The following is a 16415-nucleotide window of genomic DNA, read 5'->3' as shown; positions in this document are numbered from 1 at the left end:
TTTTTATATTTTTGAACTCCTACCTACTGGAGGAGTTACAAACAAGGAACGCCGTCGTTCGTTATTCGTTCTATATCGTTCTTTTTAAAGAACTAACAATTGGAGTATATGCCATTATTGCTCGATTGAAAAACCGCAAATTCGTCCGTTTTTCTTGATTAAGAACGAATATCGTTCGTTTTTACGAAATTACGCTTATTTTCTTATTATTTTGTATTTTTTATAGAACGCATTGTTTTATATAATGAACAAGACAGCACTGTATGCATTTGCTCTGTTCTTTATTACAACCAAAGATGGGAAGAAAGCCATGATTGGTAACCGGGTTAGAAACCAAAGAAGGAAAAAAGGGTACTCGATTACAGAGCTTGCCAGGGCGGCGTGTGTATCAAAGTCTTACTTAAGCTACATAGAGCGTGACATACAACAGAATCCGTCACTGCAAATACTATCCAAGATTGCTTCAGCGCTTGATACGAGTATTGATTACCTGCTGGACCAGCAGCCAGAGGATAACAAGAAGAATGAAACACCCAAACTGGATAAAGAATGGGAGGGGCTTTTTCAAAAAGCGATCGATGAAGGCATGAGTAAAGATGACTTTCGGGATCTTCTGGAATACGTGAAATTCAAGAACTGGCTGGATGGAAAAGAAAATGTCCATAATGGAGGAAAACAATGAGAAAAACGAATGAGCAAGATTTTCTGGACCAGGAATGGATGCAACTGATCATCAGCGCCAAAGGACTTGGAATGACACCGGAGGAAGTGCGCAGCTTTCTCCATACCAACGGCAGGATCGAAGAGAGAACAACAAAATAATGAAAAGAGCCTGAATCACGCAAAGGATTCAGGCTCTTTTCATTATAAATGGCTTTTTGATGATTTTTTTTGGAACTAGCACTGATTCCACCCAGGTTATGATACATTTAAAGGGAAACCGACATATTCTAAACAAAGACAACCAACCGAATGGAGGTGAGGTGACACATGTACATTTCGGAACTGAACGAAAGCAAACTGACTGATGCCCACTTGGAATCTTTATTGTTTACCGGCGTTGAAGATGACAACCAAAACGGTGATTGTATCGTAGTGGCCGGCAGTAGCATGGCAGTTCAGTACCGGCTCCCCAAGGCCGTCGAGCTCTATAGGCAAGGGCGCGCCGGGAAAATCCTGTTCTCCGGCGGTGTGACATGGGGGGCGAAAAATCATCCGGAAGCAATCGAATTAAAAAACGAAGCAATGGCGTTGGGGATCCCGGAAGAAGACATTTTGACCGAAACCCTTTCCCGACATACACTGGAGAACGTACTCGCCTCGCTGCTCGTGCTGGATCGCACCTTCCATCTGTATAAAATCGAAAGACTGATTGTGGTTACAGCTTCCTATCATATGAGAAGGCTTCATTTGACAATGAAAACCTATATGCCGGACTGGATAGCTTTTTCCTTATGTCCTGCAGATGATCTTCTAACCGGGAAAAACAATTGGTTTCAGACTGAACAAGGAAGAAAACGCGCCTTTGCCGAAGCTGTTAAAATCATTCGTTATGTGAAACAAGGAGCTCTAGTAGATGAAAAGATCACCGAATGATAAGAGAGGTGCTACATGATGTCTCAAGTAGCTTTTGATGAACTGATAGACAAATTCGTTCGTTATGCAGAAAAAAACGAAAACATCCGGGCCGCCTTCATTGTCGGATCCAGAGCCAGAGAAAAAATGCCGGCAGATGAGTGGGCAGATCTCGACCTTGTCCTTTTCACTGAAAACCCGGAACCCTTTTTAAATGATAAAAAGTGGCTTTCACACATCGGAAGACCTGTTATTACCTTTCTGGAAAAGACTGCTGTAGGAGAGAGCACGGAACGAAGGGTCTTGTTTGAGGGAGGACTGGATGTCGATTTTGCCTTATTTCCAGTAACAACGTTATCCAGGATGGAAAAAAATACGGAAGTACTCCATGTTCTCGCCAAAGGCGTAAAAGTAGTGGTTGATAAAGATGACATCACCCGGTCGATCATCCAAAAAGCGAAAGCCCTACCGCCCGATAACCAAAGGGTGGCACACAGGGATATTGAAAATCACATCCATGATTTTTGGTATCATGCCTATCTGGCGACGAAAAAGTTACGGCGTGGAGAACTGCTGGATGGGAAATCCATTTGTGATGGCTATATGAAAGACTGTCTTATTCGAATGATGAAACTGGAAGTAAATACACAAGAAAGCGCCGACATCCAAGTTTGGCACGGATATCGTTTTTTTGAAAACTGGGCAGGGTCAAATGCCTGTGAACAGTTCAAAAGGCTTTACGCCCGCTACGAGCAGGAGGAAACGTGGGAAGCCTTGAACAATACTATGATTTTTTTCCATAAGATATCGACTAACGTATGCAGAAGATTAAATATCGATTATCCTGATGAAGCTGCAGAATATGCAATGAACCTGGTAAACAGGCTGAATGACAGTCGTGCTGACACCTAAGAAATGCAGAAACGGTCTCCCCGCCTCCTGCAAGCAAAAAGGACGCGAAACAGGCGGGAACAGACGATAAAACGGATTTCTCTTTATAACTTAATAAAAACGCTTGGATGCTGATCCAAGCGTTTTTTACTTGCAGAGTTTTACAGAATCCAATGTTCGATCGCTTTGGCAACTCCGTCATGATTATTATCGGCGGTAACCCAATCGGCAGTCTGCTTTACTTCTTCCTGGGCATTGCCCATCGCTACTCCCAGTCCTGCTTCCTGAATCATTTTGATGTCATTGAGGCTGTCGCCTACAGTCATTACCTGATCCAGTGTGATGCCCATCAGTCCGCAAATTTTTTCTAAAGCTCTCGCTTTGTTGATACCAACCGCATTGATTTCGATATTCATCGGATGGGAATTACTTAGCTCGAGCAAATCGTTATCTTCCAATTCTTCGAGGATTCGATCTTTGACCTCTTCGCTGTCGATATCGATGCCTACCTTGAGCCATTCGTATCCTTCCAGGTCAGCCGGAAACTCTCCGCGGAAGACTTTTTCCGTGGATGCCATCCACGCGCGCGTTCCGTATCGCTCATTAAGATCGACCAACTTTTTGATGGTCTCGATATCTAAAGACTGACGGGATACCAGTTCGCCTTCTGACGTCCAAATCTCACTTCCATTTACCGTGATCAAATAAGAAGAAAGATTCAAAGAGATTGCATGTGCTTCGCATGATGACCGATGCCGTCCAGTGGAAAGAACAACCTCCACCCCTTTGTTACGGGCTTCTGTAATCGCCTTGCGATTTGCCTCCGAAATTTCCTCATTCGAATTCAGCAACGTCCCGTCCATATCCAGTGCAATTAATTTTATGTCAGGTTTACTTACCACCAAAACAACTCCTTTTAGTATGAAATCATCTGTATTAAATCCTCGACCCTCCCTATTATAATACAAAACGCCAAATCTGCCAGTCCAGCCAACCAGCAGCAGTAGATGAGAGGACGACGGGGGTCCGACGCGAGGTGGCGACGAGGGGTCAGTCCCTCCTACTTTTGGATTTGGCTGTTTTTATAAGAACAGAAGAGGGGGAGGGACTGACCCCAATCCACCGAAATCCATCTGCAAATGAAGCGACAATGCTGCCAGATCACTATTTTTCCTGGTTAAAGGTCTGTCCCCAGAATGATTATTTTCTCTGATTATATGCCTTCGGGGTCTGACCCTCCGCCTTTTCTTTTACCCGGTTTTCCGACAGTTATTCCTTTTTGGGGACTGACCCCGTTGACGGACCCCGCTACCTCCCCGCTAACTGACACACAAGCCTTCTCTGTTACATTGACGATGTGATGGTTTCTTGATTTGGCTTTTCCTGGGTAATTTTAATCATTCTGCTTTTATGCAGGTTAAGATGGAAGAAGGATGGGTATATTTTATATGTGCACATAATGGAAGTGAACATATATAGAGTATTTGACATTCCACCGGCAGAATGTTATATTTAAAAATAGACTTCGCCAATGAAGTAACTTTTAAAAATGACAAGTCTCATTAAACTGGCATTCTGCTTAGTTTTTAGCAACACTTATTCACACTGGATCGGCTTCGGAGCCGTAAGGATGTAAGAGAGGTAGGGCTTACGTCGTTTAAGTTTTAAAAACATCCAGGTGGAACATAGACCGCGGCAATATATATTTGGTTTTGATACTTGTTAGAAAAACAAGTTGCTTATAGTGTTCATAAAATTAGGCGCTCCCATTTTAATTGGGAGCGCCTTTCTAATTCACGCTTATCATCCTGGAATCTAATTACCTGTCCTTGTATTCTTGCACATAAATCGTGCAGGCCCTTCCTGAACATTTGCTGATTTATATCTTCGTGATGTCAATTTGTTTGAACAACCTGTCGCTTCCCTTAACGTTCAGCATCAAATAAGGTTTTTCACTTCGGTACATACAGCCCCCGATATAACAAGGCCTTTTCCAGCAGGGAAATAAAATCCTTTTCCAAATCCAGTTCAAGCGCCTTTAAATAAGCGTCCATCAAAATATCATCTGACAAGCTATCAAACATTCACATCACCTTTAACCAATAGTTATTTCATACCGTTTAAAGTTGAGTCTTGTTGCAACAGCAACTGTAGCAGCACCGTTTCTTTTTCAACTATCTACTTATCCATAGGGATAATTGCCTATAAACATCTTACTAAAATACCTTTAGTATTTCAACGCTTACAAAACACTATTTATAGTATCTTCGATTGTTCACAAATACCATGTATATTTCTAATATAGAGGTGATCGTATGCACCAGAAGCCAATTTCAAAAGTAGTAGGCGAACGGCTCAGAGCAATCAGGAAACAGCAAGTACTAAGCCAAGAAGAGCTGGCTCATTTGTCAGGATTGCATCCCACCTATATCGGCCAGCTTGAAAGAGGTGAAAAAAATCCAACCATCAATACCATTCATAAAGTCACCCTATCTTTGGGTATTCCCATTTCGGAATTATTCCGTCTCACTGAGAATGTTAAAGATGAACAGATCAATATCCTCTTACATTTAAACCAATTAGGCGAAGAAGATCGCCAAGCACTCATAAAAATCATCGATGTCATGATGGAGTGGAAAAAACAAAACAAGTAAGGGGCCGGCCAAAAGCATGGCCATCAAAGCAAAAACGAACAAATTTGTTTTGGGTACTATGCTTTGTTCCAGCCTCCTCTTTTTTTTACGTGCTCCTCCCCCAAAGCCTCACACCACATCTCCCATCTAGCTTTACCAAGCACAAGATAAACAACCCAAGCGCTATATATTCCTTCCCAATCGCCTTACAGACAGCTGTATTGACCGAGAGTCGCTCTCAGCGATTTTGCCAATACAGCTTTTGTCTATTAGGGTTGAAAGTGAAACAGTTTTCTGAATGTTCATTAAAAAGGAGGTGGCCTTCTCTGCTTGGATAACCGGACGCCAAAACATAGGAGAGTATATCCGCGGAGTCCGGATTTATTGGACAGACTTAGAAGCTAGTTTTCTTACTTAGCAGAAAAGCAGATTGAATCATTCCAAAAACGAAAAATCAAAAGGGAGTGGCGATTTATGCAAGATCTATATCCGTCCAGAAAAAGTCAGGAAGTCAGTATTATTCCAAGAAAGGACCCGGTCATTCATGCAGGAGAAGGTCAAGAAAATCATTCTCCACTTACACAAGAACAGATAACCTCGTATGAACAAAATGGATTTTTGATGTTGGAGAGTTTCTTTTCGGAAAACGAAGTAAAAGAAATGAGCAAAGAAATCTACGGCCTTGCTGATGAATACAAACAATCGGACAAGCCGGAAGTCGTCCGTGAACCGACCAGTGAAGAAATCCGTTCCATTTTTGCCGTACATCAGAATAGTGATTATTTCGATAAGGTTTCTGCAGACCAGCGGCTGCTGGATATCGTCAATCACTTGCTCGGCGGCGATGTCTACGTCAACCAGTCACGGATCAATTACAAGCCAGGGTTTACCGGAAAAGAATTCTACTGGCATTCCGATTTCGAAACGTGGCATGTAGAAGACGGAATGCCGCGGATGCGTGCGGTCAGTGTATCCATTGCATTGTCTGACAACTATTCCTTTAATGGCCCGCTGATGCTGATCCCCGGTTCCCATGAGCATTTTATTTCCTGTATCGGGGAAGCACCGGAAGACCATTATAAGAAATCGCTGAAAATGCAGGAGTTCGGCGTACCAGATCATGACAGCATGACTTGGCTGGCCAACGAATACGGCATTTCTGTACCGACCGGTCCTGCAGGCAGCGTGCTGCTGTTCGAGTGCAACACGATGCATGGCAGCAACAGCAATATCACCCCTTTCGGCCGCAACAATTTGTTCATGGTCTACAACAGTGTGGAGAACAGATTGGTCGAACCGTTCTCGGGAGCAGCACCTAGACCTGAATTCATCGCTTCCAGGAAAAAGATGCCTGTGCTGGGCTGAGAATTACTGATAAACCCTCGATGGCAGCTATAACCATCAGCGTAAAAAAACGCTGGTGGTTTTTCTTTTGCAAAAATGACCGCTTAATTTTAATAATAAAAGAATTTGAATAGCCTTCTATAAGTCTGCAATGTCAGGAGGAAAACTCTTCCTCGGTCTAAAGTCTTAGTCGAGATACATCCGCGGATCATTATGCGACTTATAAAGCAACGGTAAGATATACATGCATGCGATGGAAAAGCACGTGTTAAACGAGACACCTCAGTTTCCCTTAAGCATTCATGAACTTTTTACTGTCTCTCCTCAAGAAGTCAACACCTAAGGTTTACCATGGGTCTTAAGCACTCCTCTTCTGCTCAATGCTTCGCAGAGTGGATTTCGTTTCCAATGTGCCTGTTTCGCAAATCGTTAAAGGAGGATGTAAATGAAGTTATTGGAATTTTTTTTAAAGCGCAAAATTTTAATCGGACTCTTGGTAGTGCTCATCCTGATGACTGGAAGCTATGCTGTCGTTAAACTGGACAAAGAGCTGATGCCAGCCATCGAAATGGACGGAGCCTATGTAGAGATGCTCGCAGGAGAAACGGCTGCCGCTGATGTGGAACGTTCGATTACGACCCCAATCGAAAAACAGTTACTTGCTATTGATGGGGTTACAGATGTTGAAACCACCACAGGCATCGGGAGAAGCTCATTCCAATTAACCTTTGAAAGCGGCAAAGGCGATGCCGTTTATCCAAAGGTAGAATCAGCGGTTAATGCAGCTGCAGCCGACATGTCTGCAGTCGATCATATCGAAACCGGCCGGTTCGGAACCAGCCAGAGCTACGAATTTTATATGGATGTTTCCGGCGGACAGATGGAAGAGATGACAGCCTTCTCCAAAAATGTACTGGAGCCCAGGCTGGAGGATTTAGCAGAAGTTCGCGACGTATCGCTCTCCGGTATGGAAGAACATGAAGCTGTCATTGCTTTTGATCAACAAAAATTATCAAATCATGCATTGGATACCCAACAGGCAGTTCAAGCTATACAAGCCGCCAATAGCGAAGCGACATTGGGTAGTTTCAGCGATGACAAAGACGCCCCTTCCCTTCGCTGGGATACCACTTATACCGACCTGAAGGATATAAAGAATACCGAAATAGCGACGACTGACAGGGTTGTCCGCGTAAAAGATGTTGCCGAGGTTTCACTGGAGCCTGTTCAAGATGGAGCATTCGTCTGGAAAAACGGCAGCAAGGATTTTATTTTTGTTCAAGTAGGACGTACAGATAATGTCAGCCAAATCGAAATGGCCGAAGCAGTCCGCGCCGAAATAAAAGAAATCGAGGATGCAGGTCTGGTCGATGGTTTCGAGCTTCATGAAATGGTAGCCCAGGCTGACTATGTCCAAGAATCCATTGACGGCGTCAGCAACAACATTTTGATCGGCGGTATCATTGCCATTGCTGTTTTGCTGTTATTCCTGCGAAATATCCGGGCAACCGCAATCATCGCCTTGTCGATTCCGACTTCCATCCTGTTGACATTCACGGCCATGTGGCTGTTTGATTATAGCTTCAACATGTTGACTCTGATCGGACTCGGATTGGGAATCGGTATGATGGTCGATTCATCTATCGTCATCCTCGAATCGATTTATCGAAAAAAAGAAGCCGGATTGGAAAGTCGACAGGCGGTATTGCAAGGGATAAAGGAAGTGGCTACCGCCGTTTTCGCTTCCATGCTCACTACGATTGTCGTATTCCTTCCTATCGGGTTGCTTGGAGGAGAAGTGGCACAATTCATGATCATGTTGTCGCTGGTGGTCGTTTTCACCTTGACCAGCTCGGTCATCGTTTCCTTTACGTTGATACCCGCTCTATCGGAAAAATTCTTGACGTTCAGGAAAAAGCAAACCATCCAGAAGGAAGGCAACGTATTCCGGCTTTACCAGCGCATGCTTGCATGGATTGTTCGAAAAAAACGTTATAGCTTGTCGGTAATCGGCCTGTTCTTCGTCATGTTTGCCACATCCTTGTTCCTTGTTACCAAATTGCCGATGACTATCATGCCAGATGTATACAACCGCTATGCTGAGTTGATGGTGGAAACGGAAACAGGGATTTCACCGGAAGAAAAAGAAGACTTGGTTCTAGAAATGAACAACAAACTGCAGGCAATCGATGACGTGGAAACAAATTATGTCATGGACAACGGCAACATGCTCTACGCGATTATCAACATGACCAAAGGGGAAGACATCACCCGTGATCAAAAAGACATCAACAAAGATATCATGGCCACCCTGCGCAGTCTCGAAGACAAGACGCCATTGACCAGTGTTCAAAGCGCCATGTCCGGCGGCAGTGGTTATCCAGTTCAAATCCATGTAGCCGGGGAAGACTTTTCGGAATTGAACGGGATTACCGAGCAATTTATCACCGAATTAAAAGAAATCGACGGAATCGTCGGAGTCACCCATTCCATGGAAAACGCTTCTCCAGAACAAGTTGTGGAGCTGGATAAAGAAAAGATAGAGGATGCCGGTTTGTCCCAAATACAAATCAAGCAGTATATTGAGCAAGCATTCCTGGACGTCCCGGTCGGTGAAATGACTACCGAAGATGAAACGATACCGCTCAAAGCAACCTGGGATGATGAAACGGCTAGCCAAAAGCAGTTGCTGGAAAAGAAAATTCCTACAAGCGATGGAGAACAGGAATTATCCACTTTCGTCTCGCTGAGAACGGTGGAAACTCCAAATCAAATTTCCCATACTAACGGAGAACGCTATGTCTCCGTATCCGCTGATATTGAGGGGAAAGACCTGGGCACAATAAATCGCGAAGTACAAAAGCTGATTGATGACTATGATTTACCTGGCGGCTATTCTATATCGACCGCAGGAGATTTGGAACAGCAGCAGGAATTGATGATGGATATGGCAGTGATCCTCCTTCTCGCTATTTTCCTCGTCTACTTGGTAATGGCCGTTCAGTTCAATCATCTCGCCCACCCGCTAATCGTTATGTCGATCATCCCGATGACAGTGGTTGGCGTCATCGTCGGTTTATTTCTAACACAACGTGAATTAAGCATCATGTCTGGCATGGGAATTGTCATGTTGATCGGCATCGTGCTGAACAATGCAATTCTACTGATTGACCGAACCAATCAACTGCGCAACAACGGAGCAAATGTGGAGGATGCCTTAGTGGAAGCCGGAAAAAACAGGATTCGCCCGATATTCCTGACTACACTGACGACTGCAGGCGGCATGCTTCCATTAGCGCTGGCCACCGGAACCTCCGGAAACTACCAGGCACCGATGGCAACAGTGATCATTTCCGGCCTGCTGTTCGCTACTTTTATCACGTTGTTTCTGATTCCGGCAGTCTACCGGCTGTTCACCCGCAATAAAAAGAAACAATATCCGGAGCAGAAACCGGAGAATGAAACAGAGGAAGAAGCAATATAACCAATGGTTAGATGAAAAGTCTGTGAGGAAAAATCTCTCACAGACTTCTTTTGTTGAAAACCTTTTCGAATATATGCTATCTTCTACCGCTAATCCGCAAACCGATAACTTGCAGCACCTTTCACCTCAAGCTTGACCCGGAATATACCCCCGGCATGCGGCTGCCGTTCCAGTTGTTCTGCTGTTAAGTGTTCCCGGGCGGTGGTGATATACAATTCATCCAGTTCTGCTCCGCCAAACGCACATGACGAAACATGCGCCGCCGGCAATTCAATCGTCTGGAGGCATTCGCCGGTGTCGGGGTCCCATCTGCCCACTCTGGAACCGCCCCATTGCGCAATCCACAGCATGCCTTCCTCGTCGATCGTCAATCCGTCCGGGGCTCCCTCTTCTTCCGGTATATGAATGACCGTTTTTCGATTGGAAATGGCGCCTGTTGCCGGCTCATAATCAAACGCATCAACCCTCTGGGTGGGCGTGTCCGCATAATACATCGTGTTTTTTTCTTCAGACCAGGCTAACCCGTTGGATATCGTGACATCCGACACCATTTTGGTTACCGTATAGTCTGCATCCATCCTATACAAAGAAGCCGCTCCCGGTTCTGCGTTCAATGCCATCGTTCCTGTCCAGAATCTTCCCTGTGGATCACATTTCCCCTCATTAAAACGACTCTGCGGTTTGTCTTCTTCGGGATTGATTATCAAAGACAATGCTTGACTTGAGGGATTCCACCGATGAATTCCATGATGCATCGCCAAAAGCAGATTCCCGGAAGCCGTCATGGCGACAGCGCTCACAAACTGATCAAATTGTATCGTTTCATCCTTTCCCTCTCTCGGAGAAAAAACATGCAGCTGATGGTTATTGATATCCACCCAATATAGCTGTTGCCGCTCTGCATCCCAATGGGGACTCTCTGCCAACTCTGCTTTGGCATCCAATAGTAAGTCTGCTTGTATTTTCATCTGTATTACCTCCTCCTTCTCATTGAAACCGGGTCGGGACGGACTCACCAAATTGTATATCTTCTAACAAATAAATATCCCGGGCAATAGAGAGGTCCCTATTACCCGGGTTTATCTTGTTATCAGCCGGTGTTACGCAATCCGGCAGCAATCCCGCTGATGGTAAGCAACGCTTCAACCAACAGGTCATCGTCCGGCTCTTTTTGTTCCCGCAATTCCTTAATCAGATTCACTTGCAGTAGATTCAACGGATCCACGTAAGGATTCCGGCGATGAACCGATTCTTGTATGTTCACCGTATTGTCCAGTAATTCCTGATTTCCAGTGATTTTCAACAATACTTCTTTGGTTCTGTTATATTCTTCGACGATGTTACCGAAGATACGCTCGGCAATTTCCTTATCCTCCACCAATGCTGCATATTCCTTGGCTGTCGTGATGTCTGCTTTCAACAATGCCATTTGCAGGTTATCGACAGTTGAACGGAAAAACGGCCATTTTTCATACATTTCCTGTAACTGATGTAAATGTCCGGCGCTTTCCGAAGCATAGGAGTCCAACCCAGTGCCGGCGGCGTACCATGCCGGTAACAGCTGCCTGCTTTGCGTCCAGGCGAAAACCCACGGAATCGCCCGTAAATCTTCAAACCTGTCCCGATTTTTCCGGCTCATCGGTCGGGACCCTATATTTAAGGCACCTAATTCATTCAGCGGAGTAGCCTGTTTAAAATAAGTAAGAAAGTCAGGATCACCGAATACGAGTGACTGATACTTTTTCAGCGAAGTATTGGATATGTCCTCCATTATGCTGCGCCACTCTTTTTCCTCCCGCTCGTTGCCGCCGGCCAAACCGACCGTATTATCGACCGTCGACTCCAGCAAGGTGGAAGTAGCTTGTTCTAAACTGCGGTAAGCAATGTCCTCCAGCAAATACCTGGACGACAGCACTTCCCCTTGTTCAGTGATTTTGACTCCGTCACCCAGCGTTTCTGGCGGTTGCGATAGGATACTGCGATTCAACGGACCACCGCCTCTTCCCTGCGAGCCGCCGCGTCCGTGGAAAAATTTCAAACCGAGTCCGAACTTTTTCGCCACGTCATGTATTTCCTGCTGCGCCCTGTATAATCTCCAGTTGGCGGTAAGCGTTCCGCCGTCTTTACTGCCATCAGAATAGCCTAGCATGATTTCCTGCTGGTCTCCGTGCTTTCTTAAATGGCTGCTGTAACAGTCCATCCGGAACAAAGTTTCCATGATTTCCGGTCCGGCTATCAAATCATCGACTGTTTCCAAAAGCGGAGCCACGTTCAAATGAGTTTCCACTGAGCCATCAGCATGCACCCGGTAAATACCCGCCTCTTTTGCCAGGACGAGAACTTCCAATAGATCACTGGCAGATTTCGTCATACTGACCAAATAGACGGTGATGGCATTCCGGCCGAATTCATCGTGGGCGTCTTTGATCATTTGAAAGACCTTGAGCATTTCCTGGGTCTCTTCAGAATAATCCTCATTCAACAATAACAACGGACGAGGATCATTCAAAACTTCTTCAAGCACTTTCTGCTTTTCCGTTTCCGACAATGAAGCATAATCCTCCGCGATATGAACTTTCTTCAGGATTTCTGTTACCGCAGCTTCATGTTCTCCACTATGGTTACGTACATCAAGCGAGGCCAGATGGAAGCCGAATAACTGTACTTGTCTGATCAATTTGCCAAGCGCCTTCCACTCCCGGTCGACCGGCTGGTGTGATTGGACACTATTCTCAATCAATTGCAGATCTTCCAGAAGCTCAGCGGAATCCTTGTAGCCGATTGACGATTTCCCTGTCTCTTCAAGCCGCTTCAACATTACCGCAAATTTGCGCCGGTATATTTCTGCCTCGACCGCCCATGCCTGGCCTTTCTCCATGTAATCTGCTTCGTCTTTTTCTACTGAGGCAATCAACTCTTCGCTAATTATCACCCGTTCAGTCGAATGGCTGAAACGCTTCATCAGCTGAACAATGATTTCTTTGTACTTCTTCAATGCCAAATTGCGTTGTTTGTGTAAGGTTTCCCAGGTAACCTCCGGCGTGACATTCGGATTTCCGTCCCTGTCGCCGCCGATCCAGGAACCAAAATGCAGGAAGTTCGGCACTTTCCAGGTGGTGCTGTCGAAGTTTTCCTTCAACTGTTCTTCCAGCTCCTGATGGATTTCAGGCAGTACATCAAAAAAAGTTTGATCGAAATAATATAAGCCGTTGCGCACCTCATCCATCACAGTTGGTTTCCTGTGTCGCAGCTCATCCGTCTGCCAGAGAATGGTTACCTCGTTCACCAGTCCGTCTTCCAGCTCCTTCCGCTCTTTGCTGGTAAGCTGGGGCTGATCAAGCTTTTGCAACATACTGGCGATCTGTTTTTGAATTTCCAGCACAGAATGCTTCGTCGCTTCCGTGGGATGCGCAGTAATGATCAATTCCAGCGACAACTCATCAAGCACCTTTTGAATGGTTTCCTCATCCACTTGTTTGTTTTTCAACGAAACCACAGCGCTTTCAATTGAACCGGGCTGTGCCATTTCAGCTTCTTGAAGCTGATATTCCCTGCGTCTGCGAATACGATGGTTTTGCTCGGCTGCATTGATCAAATGAAAATATACCGAAAACGCACGAATCACCTGCTGACGCATGGGCGGCTTCAAGTTTGCGATTTCCTGTTTCAACGCTTTATATGTTCCTTCATCATATTCATTACGGAGCTTTTTAGTGGTGACCCGGATCTTTTCCACTTTTTCCAAAAGTTCAGGTCCGCCATGATGCAACAATACTTCTCCAAGAATATTCCCCAATGCTTTCACGTCTCGCCTTAATGACATACTACTGTCCCTTTCCTTTTCTAAAGTTTGCAAAGTGTCACCTTCCCCTAAATCTTCTGAATTTCGAAAACGTTGTCTTATCACTATTCTATAATGAATCGGCGAAAGTATCACGGAAAAACCATCAATCAATCTATAATCGATATAGATCGATTAAATATCAATCTATCAATTAGATTATAAGGTGACATTTTGCTTGATTCTCCACCTACAAATCAAAAGAAATGGTTTCGGCGGGAAAATACGTTTTCTGATAACTGCTTATTCTCAATTCTATCGGTTTCACTTCTTTTGAACCGTTACCGCTCAGGGTGTAAGTGTTTTCCAGGGGAAAATAACGGAGTTTCTCCATTTCGTCCCATGTTTGAACCTGATTCGGATCAAATTTATTTCCTTCTTCATCAACCAGGATGCCATCCTTTTCCTCCTGTGAAACCGACACGCTTTCCGGTTCCGTACGTATATCATATTGAACCCGTTCAAACTCCCTGTCTTTATCCCAACCTTCTTTGATGGTCAGGCTGGTTTCCCCATCGATGTTTATATCGGTTATCGAAATTTCCGTCCCTTTAAAAGAAAAAGATTGGGGCTCTTCTTTGTCCGGATCGATCGGAAAGGATTCATCCGTGGTAATGTACTCTTCGAGTCTGGCTACACCAAGCTGCAAAGACTCCTCCGGGGCTCGGTACATGGAGTCGAACATAGCCTGTGAATGCACCCACTGGCTATCCCGGTGCTGTTCCTCAGCGTACACCAACCCCAGGTCTTCCCGCTGATATGTTTTCTCTTCACCGATTAACCGGTCGAAATAAAAGAACCTGTCGCTGCCGTCCGGACCAGGCTCATATTTGTAATCGACCAACGTTCCAGTCGGCGCGATCCTTACCTGATCGATGACAATACGGTTTCCTTCAATGTCTGCTTCCACGTCTACAGGCTTCTCGATTATTTCCTCTTTGTCTGCTTCAATGGTGAACTCCCATTCGCCATCCAGAGCGGGCTCCGCTGAATGAGGACCACCGTACGGGTACGGATCGTTTGAATCCGCCAAGTCTTCCGCGGAAACCTCTCTCAGCATGTTGATTTGCAAATCAAAAACAGCGCTGTCTTCTTTGATCGGCGCCAAGGTAATTCGTCCACGATATTTGCCCTCCGGCTGCTGATCGCCATCCTTCAAACCATTGACAAGCTGGCCATGAGAACGCCCTATATCAAAAACGCCCTTTTCACTGTTGACCCGTGGTGGCTGGGAATAATCCAGCCGGAGCAATCTATTTTCTGCATGGTCCTCCACTTCATAGTATACGAAGGTCTGCAGGTCATCGGCAATTACATGGGTGATGGTTACTTCCACGTCTTCATCCCGCTGGCTGACATGTACTTCATTTCCTATCCCGTATTGTTCGATTTCCGCCACACTGTCTTCTGTCGGCATTCGCATGCTCTTCCACCAACCTGCCACTTTGTCCACTCCGCCAAAAGCAAAAGCCGCAGCTGCCAAACATAAACATCCGATCATTACCATTCCCCAAAACCGCGGGGTCGTTTTGGCAAGCCATTCTTTTATCCCTTTTCCGCTGTTCAACCGGTATTCCTGGAAATATTGGCGACAGTCAGGACATTGGCTGACGTGCGCTTCCAGTTTTTCTCTTTTCTTTTTGGCCAGTTTTCCTTGTTTATACTTTTTGACTACCCGTCTGGATTGTTCACAGTCGATATCTTCCACCTACTTTTCTCTCTCGATTCCCTTTTTTCTATATTCGACAATATCCTGTTTTTTTCCTGTCTCCTTCTACTTTTTCCCGTGAAGGGAAATAACTTTTTACTGCGACCGGATTAGAAAAACTAACGAATGACCTGTTTTGTATCGTATAATGGGAGGAACATGGATGGCATCATTACTGCCGGGAAAAGGACGGGAACAAAATGAGAGAATGGAAGCTGGCCGAGCAAGCTCTATCACAAATCGAAGTTCATTCTACAGAGGACAATCAGCTGGTAACCGTCACTGGCAGCATCGATGGGTTGACGATTGCGGGAATTGGCACGGATGCGGCAGTACTCCGATTCAATCCGCTGCCCGGTTATGCCTTCAAACTCTATGCGAATGAAAAAATCACAAAACGGGCGATTGAATATCAAGTTTATCAGCAGCTTGGACGAAACCGGCATTTCCCTGTCTGTTATGGCGCCGGGGACCGTTATCTTGTATTGAGCTATGAACCTGGCATCACATTATACGATTGCCTGATCCGCGGTATTCCGATTCCCCGCCAATTGATAGCGGACGTGGAAGCTGCCCGTCAGTATGTACGATCTTCAGGCCTCAATCCAAGGGATATCCATCTAAAAAACATCCTGCTGCAGAACGGCAGGGCGAAATTGCTGGATGTGTCTGAATATAGTAAGTCTGGCAACGACTATCGTTGGGATCATTTAAAAAAGGGCTATGACTTGTATTACCACCTTATCGAAGGAAAACCGGTTCCTATCTGGTTGATCGATCGAATCAGAAAATGGTATCAACCCGGAAATGGCCATGCACCTGCTTTTGAGGAAGTCGTCAAACGTGCAGCCAGGCTTTTGAAGCGGAGATGACCGGGTAATGTGCGGGGCATGGAGCGGGAAATCGGACCAGCTCCTCACTGCATCTAGGATAATTATA

General features: G+C 45.3%; 13 protein-coding genes. 8 read left to right on the top strand and 5 right to left on the bottom strand.

Annotation, left to right across the window (positions count from 1 at the left end; all coding sequences use genetic code 11):
* The first annotated feature begins 310 nt into the window (after nucleotides 1–310).
* The 4 genes from F6X55_RS14790 to F6X55_RS14775 all read left to right on the top strand — a co-directional run bounded on the left by F6X55_RS14790 (nucleotide 311) and on the right by F6X55_RS14775 (nucleotide 2487).
* Nucleotides 311–682 (top strand): helix-turn-helix domain-containing protein, encoded by a 372-nt coding sequence (locus F6X55_RS14790; protein WP_026569310.1) that lies wholly within the window; start codon nucleotides 311–313, stop codon nucleotides 680–682.
* Nucleotides 679–822 carry an anti-repressor SinI family protein gene (locus tag F6X55_RS14785; protein ID WP_081704440.1) on the top strand — a complete coding sequence of 48 codons (144 nt, stop codon included), beginning with the start codon at nucleotides 679–681 and terminating at the stop codon, nucleotides 820–822. Before F6X55_RS14790 ends, F6X55_RS14785 begins: the two co-directional genes overlap by 4 nt.
* 168 nt (nucleotides 823–990) lie before the next feature.
* Nucleotides 991–1596, top strand: a complete 606-nt coding sequence (locus tag F6X55_RS14780) for a YdcF family protein (RefSeq protein ID WP_153464474.1) — start codon at nucleotides 991–993, stop codon at nucleotides 1594–1596.
* A 15-nt stretch (nucleotides 1597–1611) separates the two neighbouring features.
* Nucleotides 1612–2487: an aminoglycoside 6-adenylyltransferase gene (locus F6X55_RS14775; protein ID WP_153464472.1), complete on the top strand. Its 876-nt coding sequence runs from the start codon at nucleotides 1612–1614 to the stop codon at nucleotides 2485–2487.
* Nucleotides 2488–2627: 140 nt separating this feature from the next.
* Here the strand turns inward: F6X55_RS14775 and F6X55_RS14770 are convergent, their stop codons facing one another.
* The gene (locus F6X55_RS14770) at nucleotides 2628–3371 is read right to left on the bottom strand and encodes a Cof-type HAD-IIB family hydrolase (RefSeq protein ID WP_026569307.1); all 744 of its coding nucleotides are present in this window, start codon (nucleotides 3369–3371) and stop codon (nucleotides 2628–2630) included.
* Nucleotides 3372–4418: 1047 nt separating this feature from the next.
* Entirely contained in the window at nucleotides 4419–4550 is a 132-nt protein-coding gene (gene sda / locus F6X55_RS14765; RefSeq protein WP_081704441.1) for a sporulation histidine kinase inhibitor Sda, read from the bottom strand.
* A gap of 231 nt (nucleotides 4551–4781) precedes the next feature.
* On the opposite strand from sda, the gene F6X55_RS14760 reads away from it, so the two are divergent.
* From F6X55_RS14760 to F6X55_RS14750, 3 genes are all read left to right on the top strand, one after another.
* A complete protein-coding gene (locus F6X55_RS14760) occupies nucleotides 4782–5120 on the top strand; it encodes a helix-turn-helix domain-containing protein (protein WP_026569306.1) in 339 nt (112 codons plus the stop codon).
* Between the two features lie 453 nt (nucleotides 5121–5573).
* On the top strand, nucleotides 5574–6464 hold the full coding sequence (thpD, locus tag F6X55_RS14755) for an ectoine hydroxylase (protein WP_026569305.1): 891 nt from the start codon (nucleotides 5574–5576) through the stop codon (nucleotides 6462–6464).
* Nucleotides 6465–6888: 424 nt separating this feature from the next.
* Entirely contained in the window at nucleotides 6889–9927 is a 3039-nt protein-coding gene (locus F6X55_RS14750; protein ID WP_153464470.1) for an efflux RND transporter permease subunit, read from the top strand.
* 89 nt (nucleotides 9928–10016) lie between these two features.
* On the opposite strand, the gene F6X55_RS14745 is transcribed toward F6X55_RS14750, so the two are convergent.
* The 3 genes from F6X55_RS14745 to F6X55_RS14735 form a co-directional block, all read right to left on the bottom strand.
* Nucleotides 10017–10895, bottom strand: a complete 879-nt coding sequence (locus F6X55_RS14745) for an SMP-30/gluconolactonase/LRE family protein (RefSeq protein ID WP_035426518.1) — start codon at nucleotides 10893–10895, stop codon at nucleotides 10017–10019.
* Between the two features lie 122 nt (nucleotides 10896–11017).
* Nucleotides 11018–13750: a phosphoenolpyruvate carboxylase gene (gene ppc / locus F6X55_RS14740; RefSeq protein ID WP_035426573.1), complete on the bottom strand. Its 2733-nt coding sequence runs from the start codon at nucleotides 13748–13750 to the stop codon at nucleotides 11018–11020.
* Between the two features lie 208 nt (nucleotides 13751–13958).
* Nucleotides 13959–15476, bottom strand: coding sequence for a DUF4179 domain-containing protein (locus F6X55_RS14735; protein WP_026569301.1), 1518 nt, complete (start codon nucleotides 15474–15476; stop codon nucleotides 13959–13961).
* A 200-nt stretch (nucleotides 15477–15676) separates the two neighbouring features.
* Here F6X55_RS14735 and F6X55_RS14730 point away from each other — a divergent pair, with 200 nt between their 5' ends.
* Entirely contained in the window at nucleotides 15677–16348 is a 672-nt protein-coding gene (locus tag F6X55_RS14730) for a serine/threonine protein kinase (RefSeq protein WP_153464468.1), read from the top strand.
* Nucleotides 16349–16415 lie beyond the last annotated feature (67 nt).

This window comes from Sediminibacillus terrae, from assembly GCF_009602435.1.
In the GTDB taxonomy this organism is placed as follows: domain Bacteria; phylum Bacillota; class Bacilli; order Bacillales; family Amphibacillaceae; genus Sediminibacillus; species Sediminibacillus terrae.
Note: the sequence above shows the minus strand (reverse complement) of the source record. Positions and strands in the feature narration are given on the sequence as shown.

What these genes read in the sequence shown, in the direction of transcription:
- F6X55_RS14790 (WP_026569310.1), top strand. Translation starts at nt 311, where the DNA reads ATGATTGGTAACCGGGTTAGAAACCAAAGAAGGAAAAAAGGGTACTCG.
- F6X55_RS14785 (WP_081704440.1), top strand. Translation starts at nt 679, where the DNA reads ATGAGAAAAACGAATGAGCAAGATTTTCTGGACCAGGAATGGATGCAA.
- F6X55_RS14780 (WP_153464474.1), top strand. Translation starts at nt 991, where the DNA reads ATGTACATTTCGGAACTGAACGAAAGCAAACTGACTGATGCCCACTTG.
- F6X55_RS14775 (WP_153464472.1), top strand. Translation starts at nt 1,612, where the DNA reads ATGATGTCTCAAGTAGCTTTTGATGAACTGATAGACAAATTCGTTCGT.
- sda (WP_081704441.1), bottom strand. Translation starts at nt 4,550, where the DNA reads ATGTTTGATAGCTTGTCAGATGATATTTTGATGGACGCTTATTTAAAG.
- F6X55_RS14760 (WP_026569306.1), top strand. Translation starts at nt 4,782, where the DNA reads ATGCACCAGAAGCCAATTTCAAAAGTAGTAGGCGAACGGCTCAGAGCA.
- thpD (WP_026569305.1), top strand. Translation starts at nt 5,574, where the DNA reads ATGCAAGATCTATATCCGTCCAGAAAAAGTCAGGAAGTCAGTATTATT.
- F6X55_RS14750 (WP_153464470.1), top strand. Translation starts at nt 6,889, where the DNA reads ATGAAGTTATTGGAATTTTTTTTAAAGCGCAAAATTTTAATCGGACTC.
- F6X55_RS14745 (WP_035426518.1), bottom strand. Translation starts at nt 10,895, where the DNA reads ATGAAAATACAAGCAGACTTACTATTGGATGCCAAAGCAGAGTTGGCA.
- ppc (WP_035426573.1), bottom strand. Translation starts at nt 13,750, where the DNA reads ATGTCATTAAGGCGAGACGTGAAAGCATTGGGGAATATTCTTGGAGAA.
- F6X55_RS14730 (WP_153464468.1), top strand. Translation starts at nt 15,677, where the DNA reads ATGAGAGAATGGAAGCTGGCCGAGCAAGCTCTATCACAAATCGAAGTT.